This is a genomic window from Frankia sp. Hr75.2 (assembly GCF_949319125.1).
GTDB lineage: Bacteria > Actinomycetota > Actinomycetes > Frankiales > Frankiaceae > Parafrankia > Parafrankia soli.
Genome location: NZ_CASGGV010000329.1, coordinates 22,390 through 33,855 on the forward strand (window position 1 = coordinate 22,390; position 11,466 = coordinate 33,855).

Annotated in this window: 9 protein-coding genes, 2 tRNA genes and 1 pseudogene; 5 read left to right on the forward strand and 7 right to left on the reverse strand. The window is 70.2% G+C overall.

The window, feature by feature from the left end; translation table 11 throughout:
• Positions 1-52 precede the first annotated feature (52 nt).
• The 4 genes from AC559T_RS31105 to AC559T_RS31120 form a co-directional block, all read right to left on the reverse strand.
• Positions 53-143: transfer RNA gene (locus AC559T_RS31105), tRNA-Ser, on the reverse strand.
• A 152-nt stretch (positions 144-295) separates the two neighbouring features.
• Positions 296-2,734, reverse strand: coding sequence for a [protein-PII] uridylyltransferase (locus AC559T_RS31110; protein ID WP_498870988.1), 2,439 nt, complete (start codon positions 2,732-2,734; stop codon positions 296-298).
• 165 nt (positions 2,735-2,899) lie between these two features.
• Positions 2,900-3,238, reverse strand: a complete 339-nt coding sequence (locus AC559T_RS31115) for a P-II family nitrogen regulator (protein WP_020463624.1) — start codon at positions 3,236-3,238, stop codon at positions 2,900-2,902.
• Positions 3,235-4,518 (reverse strand): ammonium transporter, encoded by a 1,284-nt coding sequence (locus AC559T_RS31120; RefSeq protein ID WP_112106904.1) that lies wholly within the window; start codon positions 4,516-4,518, stop codon positions 3,235-3,237. Before AC559T_RS31120 ends, AC559T_RS31115 begins: the two co-directional genes overlap by 4 nt.
• A gap of 470 nt (positions 4,519-4,988) precedes the next feature.
• Here AC559T_RS31120 and AC559T_RS31125 point away from each other — a divergent pair, with 470 nt between their 5' ends.
• On the forward strand, positions 4,989-6,242 hold the full coding sequence (locus AC559T_RS31125) for a C40 family peptidase (RefSeq protein WP_112106903.1): 1,254 nt from the start codon (positions 4,989-4,991) through the stop codon (positions 6,240-6,242).
• 317 nt (positions 6,243-6,559) lie between these two features.
• On the opposite strand, the gene AC559T_RS31130 is transcribed toward AC559T_RS31125, so the two are convergent.
• The gene (locus AC559T_RS31130; protein ID WP_041254947.1) at positions 6,560-7,243 is read right to left on the reverse strand and encodes a metal-dependent transcriptional regulator; all 684 of its coding nucleotides are present in this window, start codon (positions 7,241-7,243) and stop codon (positions 6,560-6,562) included.
• A 331-nt stretch (positions 7,244-7,574) separates the two neighbouring features.
• Between AC559T_RS31130 and AC559T_RS31135 the strand changes: the two genes are divergently transcribed.
• Entirely contained in the window at positions 7,575-7,799 is a 225-nt protein-coding gene (locus AC559T_RS31135; RefSeq protein ID WP_020463628.1) for a DUF3039 domain-containing protein, read from the forward strand.
• A 199-nt stretch (positions 7,800-7,998) separates the two neighbouring features.
• A tRNA-Arg gene (locus tag AC559T_RS31140) sits at positions 7,999-8,071 on the forward strand.
• 601 nt (positions 8,072-8,672) lie between these two features.
• Here the strand turns inward: AC559T_RS31140 and AC559T_RS31145 are convergent.
• Positions 8,673-9,671 (reverse strand): annotated as a pseudogene (locus AC559T_RS31145) (recombinase family protein); the annotation flags it as partial.
• A 590-nt stretch (positions 9,672-10,261) separates the two neighbouring features.
• Between AC559T_RS31145 and AC559T_RS31150 the strand changes: the two are divergent.
• Positions 10,262-10,834: a helix-turn-helix domain-containing protein gene (locus AC559T_RS31150; protein ID WP_498870989.1), complete on the forward strand. Its 573-nt coding sequence runs from the start codon at positions 10,262-10,264 to the stop codon at positions 10,832-10,834.
• A 104-nt stretch (positions 10,835-10,938) separates the two neighbouring features.
• On the forward strand, positions 10,939-11,178 hold the full coding sequence (locus AC559T_RS31155; protein ID WP_498870990.1) for a hypothetical protein: 240 nt from the start codon (positions 10,939-10,941) through the stop codon (positions 11,176-11,178).
• Positions 11,179-11,234: 56 nt separating this feature from the next.
• Here AC559T_RS31155 and AC559T_RS31160 read toward each other — a convergent pair.
• On the reverse strand, positions 11,235-11,466 hold a 232-nt coding region (locus AC559T_RS31160; protein ID WP_498870991.1), incomplete at its 5' end, for a hypothetical protein.

The window sequence follows — 11,466 nt, forward strand, 5'->3', positions numbered from 1 at the left end:
TCTCTGACATGAGTCAGGGGTTCCTGCTGGCGAGCAGAAACCCCTGGTAGAGCGGAGGCTCGGGGATTTGAACCCCGGAGGGGGTATAAGCCCCCAACCGCATTAGCAGTGCGGCGCCATAGACCGGACTAGGCGAAGCCTCCTGAGTGTGCGTCCCAAGCATAGCGTCCCGCGCGGCGAACCAGACCCCGCCCCTCCCGGCGTTTGACGGGACATGTCGCTCGCCGGGCGCGAGCGGGGCGCGAGCCGGGCGACCGAGGCCGTCTGGCGGGCCAGCCCCGGTCGTCCCCGGGGGTTAGCCGGGCTCCCCTGTGTCGAGCGCGGCCATGACGGCGGTCGCCACCTCGGCCCGCCGCGCGCTACCCAGAAGTCGCGGGATGGCGAGGCCGGTCACGGAGGCGGCGGACGCCGCGGCCACAGACTCGGCAGACGCAGAGGTGGCCGACGTGGAGATGGTGGCCGAAGAGCTGGCCGTGGAGGCCGTGGAGGCAGCTGTGACCGGGGCCGACGAGTCCTCGACGTAGAAGGCGTCGACGACGTCCAGGCCGAGGGTCGCGACGATCGCGGTGCGGACGTCCAGACCGGCCTCGGCCAGCGCGCCGGTGATCCGGTGCAGCACCCCGGCACGGTCGGGGGCGCGCACCTCGATGACCGTCGTCGAGCCGGAGTCGTCGAAAATCACCTGAGGTGCCCCCGGCGTGTTCCACCGACGGGTGGTGGCGTAGTCCTGTTCCCGGCCGGCCAGGCGGGCGGTGACGTCGAGGGTGCCCGCCAGGGCCGCGCGCAGGTCGTCGCGCAGCCGCTTCGGGTCCGGGCGGTGCCCGTGCGCGGACGCGACGGCGGCCTGTAGCAGCGAGCAGCCGCCGGCGCCCCGCGCGGAGGCGCGGCGGACGTCCAGCCGGTTGAGCGCGAGGACGCCGGCGGTGGTCGCGAGCAGGCCCACCCGGTCGGCGGTGACGACCACGATCTCGAACATGCCCTCGTCGGGGAGCGGGTTGACCTGCACGGTGAGGTCGTCGGGCAGCGCGAGCAGGGCGGTCTGCCGTTCGGTGAGCGCGGGCGGGCACGGCGGTGCCTTGCCGTCGAGCACGGCGGTGGCCCGGTCGACGAGGTCGGTGACGAGCCGGGCTTTCCAGGCGTTCCACGCGGTCGGGCCGGTGGCCTTCGCGTCGGCTTCGGTAAGCCGGTGCAGCAGGGTGAGTACGCGCACGCTGCCAGCTGCGGCCGCCACCGACTCGATGGTGGCGACGTCGTCGATGTCCCGCCGGGTCGCCGCCTCGGTCAGCAGCAGGTGATGGCGGACCATCTCGACCAGCACCTCGGTGTCCTCGGGCGGCAGGCCCAGCCGGGGCGCCAACGTCTGGACGATGACGATGCCGGCGTCAGTGTGGTCTCCCGGGTACCCCTTGCCGATGTCGTGCAGCAACGCGCCGAGCAGCAGCAGGTCGGGCCGGTCGACGTCCCTGGTGTGGGCGGCGGCGCGGGCGGCGGCCTCGATCAGGTGCCGGTCGACGGTGTAGCGGTGGTAGGGGTTGCGCTGCGGCTTGCTGCGCACGGCCGCCCACTCGGGGATCAGCCGCACGAGCAGCCCGACCTGGTCGAGGGACTCCAGCACCCGCACCGCGGCGTCCCCGGTCGCCAGCAGGCTGACCAGGTCGTCCCGGGCGGCCTCGGGCCACGGCTCGGGCATCGCCGGCGCCTCGCGGCCGAGCCGGTCGATGGCGTAGCGCCCGAACGGGACGCCGGCGCGTGCCGCGGCCGCGGCCGCCCGGAGCACCAGCCCGGGGTCGGTGGCGGGTTCGGCGTCGCGGGCCAGCTGGATCTCCCCGTCCTGTTCGACGACGCCCTCGTCGAGGGGCCGTCGGACCGGTCGGCGCAGCCGGGAACGGATCTTCGAGCGTTGCGCGGCGGCCACCCGGTACCAGGTCGTGTCCCACGTCCAGGAGATCGTGCGGCCGGCGTCCGAGATGGCCCGGGACAGCGTGACGGAGTCGGGGTAGCCCAGTGCCGCGGCCACCGCCGTGCCGTCCTGCAGGAGCAGGCGGTCCTGCGCGCGGCCGTGGCTGAGCCGGCGCACCTCGCCGCGGGCGTCGAGCAGCACCTGGTAGGCGGCCTGGACGCGCTCCGGCGGCGCCTCGGCGACCCAGGCCGCGGCGAGGGCGTGCAGCGCGTGGACGTCCCGCATGCCGCCCCGGGCCTCCTTGAGGTCGGGCTCGAGCAGGAAGGCGAGCTCGCCCATCCGGCGCGCGCGCTCCGCGACCGCCTCGGCGAGCTCGGGCAGGCGGCGCGGTGCGCGTTCCCGCCACCGGGTCCGGACCCGTTCCAGCAGCGTGCCCGCGAGGCCGCCGTCACCACGGATCACGCGGGCGTCGAGCAGGCCGAGCGCCGCCTTGAGGTCGGAGTCGGCGACGGAGACGGCTTCGTCCACGGTGCGGACGCTGTGGTCCAGGCCGACTCCGGCGTCCCACAGCGGGTACCAGATCGCGTCGGCGACGGCGGAGATGTCGCCTCGGCGGCCGTCGTGGACGAGCACAAGGTCCAGGTCGCTGCCGAAGGCGGGCTCACTTCGCCCGTAGCCACCGACCGCGAGCAGCGCGACTCCGGGCCCTGGTTCCCCGAACAGCTCCCCGAGGGCCGCGTCGGCGCGCTCGACCAGTGCCTCCCGCAACGCGGGCCCGGTCACACCGGGAAAAGCGTCCACCCGGCCCCGCAGGGCCTGGAGCCTGTCGTTCACCCGCCACCCCCGTCGTACTGGGTCCTATCCCCCGCACCCGCAGTCTGTCGCGGTTTCTCGCCCGATGTTCACGGTTCCACGGCAAGATGTTCGCCGCGGCGTCACAGTGCCGAAAAGAAAGGGGGCGCGCCGTAACAGGCGCGCCCCCGAATGTTCTTCCCGGGCTTACAGGGCGTCGGAGCCCCGCTCACCCGTCCGTACACGGACGACAGCGTCGACCGGGACAACCCACACTTTTCCGTCGCCGATCTTGCCGGTCTGCGCGGACGTCGTGATCGCGGTGACGAGCTCGTCGACGGCCTCGTCGTCCACCACCACCTCGATCTTGATCTTGGGGACGAAGTCGACCTTGTACTCGGCCCCGCGGTAGACCTCGGTGTGGCCCTTCTGCCGCCCGTAGCCCTGCACCTCGGAGATCGTCAGCCCGTGGACGCCGATGCCCTCGAGGGCGGTCTTGACGTCGTCCACCTTGAACGGCTTGATGACTGCCGTCACGAGCTTCATGCCTTGGCCTCCTCAGGCACCTTGGTCGCGGTGACGGCGGAGGTGAACCCGCTGCCGCCGATGGACGTCAGCCGGTAGGCCGTCTCACCGTGCAGCGCCTCGTCGAGGCCGATCTCCTCGTCCTCGTCCGAGACCTTCAGCCCGATCGTGTACTTGAGCGCGAGGGCGATCAGGGTGGTCACGACCGCCGAGTAGCCCAGCGTCGCGCCGATGGCCAGCGCCTGCTCGCCCACGACGCTCCACGGACCGCCGTAGAACACACCGTCCTTGCCGATCTCGTTGGTGTCGAGGGTGGCGAAGAAGCCGGTCAGCAGCGCACCGAGGACACCCCCGACCAGGTGGACGGCGCCGACGTCGAGCGAGTCGTCGATGCCGACCTTGCCCTTGATGGACGTCGCCAGCGCGCAGATCGCACCCGCCAGCAGGCCGATGGCGATCGAGCCCATCGGCGAGACGAACCCACAGGCCGGGGTGATCGCGACCAGACCCGCGACGGCACCCGACGCGGCGCCGAGCGTGGTGGCCTTGCCGTCCCGCAGCCGCTCGATCGCGATCCAGCCGAGGATGGCCGTGGCCGCACCGATCTGCGTGTTGAGCAGCGCGATCGCGGCGACCTTGTTCGCGCCCAGCGCCGAGCCGGCGTTGAACCCGAACCAGCCCACCCACAGGATGCCGGTGCCCAGCAGCACGAACGGCACGTTGTGCGGGCGGAAGTCGCCGGTAGGCCAGCCGCGCCGCTTGCCGAGGAACAGCGCCAGCACGATCGCGGCGATACCGGCGTTCGCGTGGACGACGGTGCCGCCCGCGAAGTCGAGCGCGCCGCGCTTGAACAGCCAGCCGCTGCTCGCCCACACCCAGTGCGCGATGGGCGAGTAGACCAGGACCGACCACAGCGTGACGAAGATCGCGAAGGAGCTGAACTTCATCCGGTCCGCGGTGGAACCGGTGATCAGGGCGGGCGTGATGACCGCGAACATCATCTGGAAGGCGACGAAGGCGACGTATGGGATCGCCCCGTCACCCGCAGTGAGATCCTGGAGGGCGAAGAAGTCGAAACCGCCCCAGAATCCGTTACCCTCACCGAAGGCGATACTGAAACCGACGACCGACCACACCAGTGTGATCATCCCCATGCAGAAGAAGTTCTGCATGAGCATGCCGAGCACATTCTTCGCGCGGACCATACCGCCGTAGAAGAAGGCCAGGCCGGGCGTCATGAAGAGCACAAGTGCGGCGCTGACGAGCACCCACGCGGTATCGCCCGAGCTCAATTCGTCCATGTCTCTCCTGTCATTCCCCCCGCGCGCACCGCGCGGACTGCGCTACCCCGGTCCCCGGCCACGCTGCGCTCGTCCCGGTCCTTCGGCCGAAGAGTCGATAAGATCTGTTCCGATCTAGTGTCTTTCCTGTTTCTGACATGTGAAATCGATTAATTGGGCGACCCATGCTCCTCGAGCTTAGACTCAGCGTGGATGTTACGGGACTCTCCGTGTCGTTCGGCGTGCTTACGTGACTGTACAACTGCATACAGTTACGGTGCGGCGTCGTGACCAGTGTTCCGACGGAGGGCTGCCATAGCGCCGGTAGCCCGTCCCACGAGGCCTGCACTATCCCCCGATCGGGTGTATCTCCGCCCGTTTCGTCCCCGTACGGGGACCCGCCAGGTAACGTCAATGTAAGTACGCCAGCACTCGAAACAGACAAAGGTTCCCACCGGTCGGCAACGCGCCGGACCATTGACGGACGGGGCATGCGCCCGGTCCTCATCACCCTGCTCGGCGTTCTCGCCGCCGGGCCGTCGCTGACCGGCGCGGGCGGTGGCATCGGGGCGGGCATGGCCCGCGCGGAGCCGAACGCGCCCACCCGCGGCGGCGACACCCACAGCGACACCAACAGCGACACCCCCGGCGGCTCCGGCGGAGGGCCACAGGTCGGCCACGCCGAGGACCTCGGAAGCATCGCCGCCCAGATCACCGCGACCCGGGCCCATCTCGACGACCTCAACCACAAGATGTCCGTGGCCGCCGAGCAGTACAACGCCGAACGCATCCGTCTCGCCGAGGCGGAGCGCGCCGCGGCCACGGCCGCCCAGCAGCTGCGAACGGCGGACGTCGCCGTCCGGCACGCTTCCGACCGGCACCGCGGCCTGGCGACGTCGGCCTACCGCTCCGGCGGGCTGGAACAGCTCTCCATCCTGCTCACCGGCGATCCCCGCACCGCGCTCGACCGCGCCGGCGCCGTCGACGCGCTGTCCCGGCGGCAGCGGGCCGCCGAATCCGACCTGCGGCTGGCCCGCCACGACCAGACCGAGGCGAAGCAGGCCGCCGACGAGACCCGCGCCGGCCGGCAACGGCTCGTCGACTCACTGGCCGAGCGCCGGCGCGGGCTGGAGGAGTCAGCCGGCGAGCAGGGCAGGCTGCTGGACGGCCTGATCGCCCGGCAGGCGGAGCTGGAACGCCAGGCCCGGGAACGCGAGGCCGCCGCGCTGCGGGCCCGCAAGGCCGCCGAGGCCGCGGCCGCCGCCGAGACGGCCCGCCAGGCCGCCCTGGAACGTGACCGGCTCACCCGGGAGGCCGGTCTCGTCACGACGGCCGGCAACGCCTTCGCCGCGGCACCCGCCCTGCCGGCCGCGCCACCCCCGACCGGCGGCAGCGGCGGCGCGGCCCGCGCCGTCCAGGAGGCGCGCGCCCAGCTCGGCAAGCCGTACGTCTGGGGTGCCGAGGGCCCGGACAGCTTCGACTGCTCCGGACTCACCCAGTGGGTCTGGGGAAAGGCCGGCGTCAGCATCCCGCACTACACAGGCGACCAGTGGACGGCTGGCCGGCGGGTCACCCGCGACGAGCTGATCCCCGGCGACCTGGTCTTCTTCGGTGCTGACCTCTACCACGTCGGCATCTACATCGGGAACGGCCAGATGATCCACGCGCCGCGTACCGGCGAGGTCGTACGGATCGAGAACGTGTGGTGGTCGACGTTCCAGGGCGGTGTCCGCCCGGGCGCCTGACGCGCCCGGACGCGGTGCCCGACGACGCTCCGGCCCCGTCCCCGCCCCCGGCCCGGCTTGTGCGTGACCCGTGTAGCTCCCCCCCCAATCGATGGAGCGAGCTGTGCGGGTCGCGCACGAGGCGGGGCTGGCCGGTGGGCGGGTAGCTGCCCCGCCCACCGGGTGGCGCTCGGACAGACGAAGGGCCGGGCGTCAATGCCCGGCCCGACAGTCAGATCCGCATCCGTACAGATGCTTGCGTGCTGTGGCTCTGTACAGGTGCTGCGTGCTCTGTGTGCCGTGTGTGCCGTATGCCGTGTGTGCTGTCGTTTCCCGGATCAGTGATTGACGTAGACGAGCGCCGCTGTGCTGCGGTCGATCTCGGCCTCGCTGTCGCCGTCCGGCTTGGCGATGTACACCCTGTCGCCGCGCGCGTTCAGGTAGAGCTGTGCCCCGGGCACGATCGCGGCGTCCCGCAGGACGCGCATCGCCTCCTCGTCGGTCTGGAGGCGCTCCGAGATCCAGGCCACCGTCACCGACTTGGTCCCGGTGTTGCTTCGCTCAGCCGACGTGAGCAGGCTCACCGGTGCCACACCAGGCGGCTGCGCCGTCTCGAGCTGCGCCGGGATCTCGTTCCCGAACGGGCACCGCTTCGGGTCACCGAGCAGGACTGTCAGCCGGGCCTCGACCTCGTCCGAGATCACATGCTCCCAGCGGCAGGCCTCGTTGTGGACCAGCGCCCAGTCCAGGCCAATGACCTTGGTGAGGAGCAACTCGGCCAAGCGGTGCTTCCGCATGACCGCCGTCGCTCTGACCAGGCCCTTCTCCGTGAACTGCACGGTCCGGTCGTCGGCGAGCGCGACGAGGCCCTCGTTCGCGAGGCGCGCGGTCGACTCACTCGCGGCCGGCGCGCTCACGTGAAGGCGCTCGACCAAGCGCGCGCGCAGCGGGGTGATGCCCTCCTCCCGTAGTTCATACAGGGTCCGGAGGTACATCTCGGTACTGTCGATCAGTCCAGTCACCGGTCTCCTTCGTCCGCAACCAGAGTACGCCGCAACGCCTGGCAGGAGGAGCCGCATTCCTCTGCGTCCTGATGGCGGAGTGTGGTATGTCCGTGCCCGTTCCGTCACCGTGTCGCTGGCCAGACTGGCTCCTACTCAGAGTATCGATACAAGTACAACTTGTCGCGGCTACCGCTCACTCGACGAACTGCGTGGCGCGAGCCCGCGGCGTTGCCCGCCTAGGCCAGGGTGAACGTCCGCACCAGCCGCGCCGCGGACGGCTCACGGCCGGCCCGCGGTCAGGGACACCAGTCCGGCGGCTCGGCTGCGGCGAGTACCTACACTCGAGGGTATGAGCACGACTCAGATCGCGCCGGAGACCTCTGACACCCGCTCGGACGAGGGGGATGATCTCTCTCACTACGCGCGCAGGGAGGAGATCGTCCGTGCCTCCATCGAAGGCGGCCGCGTGACGGCGCTGTGCGGGTACAAGTTCGAACCGGTGCGCGACCCCAAGCGTTTCCCGGTCTGCCCCCGCTGCAAGGAGCTCGTGGAGATGGCCGAGCAGCTCGGCTGAGCACCCGTACCCCGTACCGGCCGTCGGGATCCACGCGCCGGCCGTCCGGGTTCGCGCGTGTGCGCGGGCCCGGGTGGAGTCGCCTTCCCACACCGGTGTCTGGATGCGTAGGCTTGCGAGGCGTTGAGTGATCCCGCCCGGTCGACCATGGAGCCATCGCCAGGCATCCGACCGGCCAGGTGCGGGATCGCCCCGCAGCGCCCCTGTAGCTCAGTGGATAGAGCGACCGCCTCCTAAGCGGTAGGTCGCAGGTTCGATTCCTGCCAGGGGCACCGATCCGTGTATTGCGCGAACCTCCGTAGCGTCGCTGCCAGATTGCGTTGCGTGCCGCCCATTGTCGCTGTCGTCCGTGGCTGCGGCTGGCTGGGTGGGGATGCGGAACGTGGGTTGGATGTGGCTGCGGCTGGTGACGGTGATCTCGGCGACGAGTGCGTCGGTGAGGCGGCGCAGCGTGGCGGGGGCGCCGTCGCGGATGGCGTCGGCGATCTGGGTGGACAGGCGGGTCAGGTCGGCTGCGGTGGGTGGGACGGGCTGGGTGGCGTCGTCGGCGAGGTGGTCGACGAGTTCGGCTCGGCGGCCCTGCAGTTCCTTGATCTTGATGGTAAGTTTCTCGATGCGGGTGCCGGCGAGGGCGTCGGTCATGGTGCCGGCTTCGAACGCGGTGAAGTAGCGGTCGATCGCGGTCTCGGCCTTGCTGATCTCGCTGTCGATGGTGGCGAGTTCGGCGCGGTGGGCGGCGCGGGTGTCAGCGATGCGGCCGGCGAGCGAGGCGGCGGCTTCGGTGACCAGTCCGCTGCCCGCATAGGTTTCGATCATGGCGTTGAGGATGGCGGTGTCGACCTGTTCGGCGGGGAGGCGTTCGGCGGGGCAGATGCTGGTGCCGTAGCGGTTGCGGGTCCAGCAGCTGTAGTAGCGGTATCGGTAGAGGTTTCCGCGGGCGGCGGTGCCGATGTAGTGCTTGCCGCAGTGGGCGCAGCGGATCTTTCCACTGAGCAGGTAGTCGGAGCCGGATGCGGCGCGTTTGGTGGCGGTGGATTCGGCGCGCTCGGCCAGGATCTTCTGGGCTTGGTCGAATAGGTCGGGTTCGATGATGGTGGGGTGTGGTGCGGGGTGGCTGACACCACGGAAGGTGATGTGGCCGATGTAGACGCGGTTGCGCAGGATGGTGAGGATCGCGGCGGGAGACCAGGGCTGCCCGGTTTTGGTGCGTAGGCCGTCGCTGGTGAGTTTACGGGCGATGGCCTGGCTGCCGAGGCGGTCGTTGACGTACTCGGTGAAGATGCGGCGGACGATGGGGGCCTCGACGGGGTCCACGGCGAGATGGTCGGTGTTGGGGTCGATCTGGTAGCCGTAGGGGCGGGAGCCTCCTTGCCATTGACCGAGGCTGGCTTTGACTTCCATGCCGTTGATGACCCGGTCGATGATGAGGGCGCGTTCGAATTCGGCGATGACACCGAGAATCTGGATGATCATTCGTCCGGTGGCGTTGCCGGTGTCGAAGGGTTCAGTGGCGGAGCGGAACGCAACTCCGGCCTTGTCGAGGGTTTCGAGGAGTTCGGTGAGGCCGCGTAGGGAGCGGGTGAGGCGGTCGAGGCGGTAGACGAGCAGGACGTCGAACTTCCCGGCGCGTGCCGCGGTGAGGGCACGTTGGAGCTGGGGGCGGTCGGTCGTGGCGCCGGACGCCTGGTCGACGTACTTGCTGGTCAGCTCCCAGCCGTCCTGGCTGGCGATGAACGCCAGGAGCTTGGTCTCCTGCGCTTCCAGAGAGAACGGCTGGTTCTTCTCGTCGGTGGAGATACGCAGGTAGATCGCTACCCGGTTCGTCGTGCGGGCAGGCTGGTGGATGCGGCCTTTTCGATGGCTGGACGTCACGGCAGGACCCTTCAGAAAGTCAATGATCGGCAGATCGGTGACACACCCACAATGGCGGCCACCGGGTCATCATTGTTTATTATCGCTCGTATTCAACGGCGGGACGGCCGTCATGCGATACCATTTCACGGGGTTTCCCGCTGCCCGCTTCGATGGGCGCGAAGGAGATCCGTGAGGGCGCTGACAGCAGCAGTGTGCTCCTCGGCGGTCAGCGGGATGAAGCGTGGCGCCGCGACGACTACCTCGACGGCCGGGAGAGTTGAGTCTCTCCGCCTGACAGGTTTCTTCGGCCGGTGGGTGGCCGGGCGGTGTCCGGCGACGGGCCGGGTCATGTTCGGGTCTGGCGGGGTCGTGTCATCGGTTGACGCGATAGCCCTGTTCTCCTCTACCTAGGCAGCATGGACTTTTCCTGCTCGATGTCGTACTCCAGCACCAGAGACGTCCAGCGAGATTCTTCTCGACTTCCGATACCCGGAACAGGTGTCGGGATTTTTCTTTTGGTTTTTGCTTGCAAGGGCGGCGGTTTGGAGTTCTCCTGCTGGCGGCCCGACACATGCCGGGTCGCCGTTCGGAGACATGGAGATTTTCTGGTGTCAGTTTCCCTGGGCAAAGACAGATACGGGTCCGGTACCTCGCGCCTGGTGGCAGGGACGCTCGCCGCCGCGGATGGGGCGGTGACGGTGGCGGAGCTGGTGGAGAAGACGGGATTGGCGCGCACGACGGTGAGTCGTGCGTTGACCGTGCTGGAGGCCGGCGGTCGTGCCGTGCGCGTTCCCGGCCGCCGGCATGGCGCTGGCCGGGACCCGGACCAGTGGAGCCACACCCGCCAGCCGGGTTCGGCCAGCACGGCACCGCCCGTGCCGTCCAGCTCTGGGACGGATGTGCCGTCCCAGAGCAGATGGGCGGGCGACGACAACGCGCCGGTATGGAAGACGCAGGGCCGGGTGACCTCCACGGGCAGCCGGCTCGCGCCGGGTGGGTTGCGGGAGCTGGTGGTGGCCTGCCTGGGCCGGGATCGGACCCGGGCCTGGTCAGCTGGGGAGGTCGCCCGCGCGGTCGGCCGTTCCGCCGGGGCGGTGACGAACGTGTTCGATCTGCTGATCGCGACCGGCGTCGCCGAACAGGACAGGACCGGCCGTCCCCGCCGCGTCCGCCTCCGATGAGGCGAGGCCGCCGGCGGCCCGCCGGCCCGTTCCCGCCAGGCCATGACCGAGAGCCGGAGCTGGTCAGGAACCGGCCGCAAAGGCAGGAGCGCGCGTCGAGACTTGTGGACTATGGAGCGGGCAGCAGCGTCCTCACCGGCCGTCTCGACGGGACGGAACTCCTGATCCGACCCGAGGACGGCACCGCGACCGGCCCGGTGATTCTGCTGCGCCTGCACAGCACCCTCGGTGATGTCAGCGCCTGCTATCTGACCCCGGCGGAAGGTCGGGCGCTGGCGGCGGCGCTGCACCGCGCCGCCGACCAGCACACACCGCCCCCGGAAGCCGCCGTCGCGCCACAGTGAGAGCACACCGGCGGCCGGCAGGAGAGCCGGCCGCCGTCTCTCCTCAGAGGTGAAGCTCACGCGACCGCCGGGAGATGCGGCGCCGGGAGCGGGGCGGTGCCGACACTGAACTCGTTGACCTGCAGAGCGAATCCGCTGCCTGGCAGCTCGCTCAGCCGTAGGCGGCGCCGAGTGCCAGTCCCGGCGGACAGCCAGACCGGACCGCTCGCCCCTTCTCCCGACGCGGCGAGGAGCTCGGCCGTCGTGGTCGCGATCCCCTCCCGACCAGCCCCGATGTGAGGTGCCCTT